At 47.2% G+C, this 536-nt stretch carries 1 protein-coding gene and 1 pseudogene; both read left to right on the forward strand.

Annotated features, from left to right (window positions below):
• On the forward strand, positions 1–405 hold a 405-nt coding region (locus R7040_RS29545; RefSeq protein ID WP_318098061.1), incomplete at its 5' end, for a molecular chaperone.
• A pseudogene (locus tag R7040_RS29550) lies at positions 392–536 on the forward strand (ferredoxin-type protein NapF); the annotation flags it as partial. The gene R7040_RS29545 and the pseudogene R7040_RS29550, both read left to right, overlap by 14 nt.

A 536-nucleotide genomic window follows, 5' to 3' on the forward strand; every position in this document is an offset into this window, starting at 1 on the left:
ATGTTTGCCGGTATTGGTGAGATGCCAGCGCCACCTTGGGGTTCGGCTTATCTAGATAAAGAAGCAGTGTTGTTTGGTGAATCAACCATTGAATATCGTTACTTCTTGCAGCGTTGTGGTTTTGCTTTGGAATCTGACCAACGTGAGCCAGAAGACCAGATCGGCTTGATGCTGATGGTGTTAGGCATGTTGATTGAAACTGAACAGCAAAAACTGGCGGCTGAAATGCTGCGCGAACACTTGATGACGTGGTTTGGTTTTTTCAACAAGCGCTTCAAAAAAGCGGTGACTCTAACGCCTTACTCAAAACTGTCGAACCTTACTGAAGAATTACTTCAATCCCTGAGTGAACAATACCAAGTCGTTGTGCCTGCAAAGAGAGATTACTCGGATGCGCCAGTCTGAATCGGTTGATCTAAGCAAGCGGCGTTTGTTTTCGTTCCGTCGTGCGCCAGTTGAACAAGCTCAAGAGCCTCGTGTTAAAGCGAGACCTCCGTATGCGCTGGAAGAATCGATGTTCACGCGTCTGTGTGATG

This window comes from Vibrio sp. 1069, assembly GCF_033340555.1.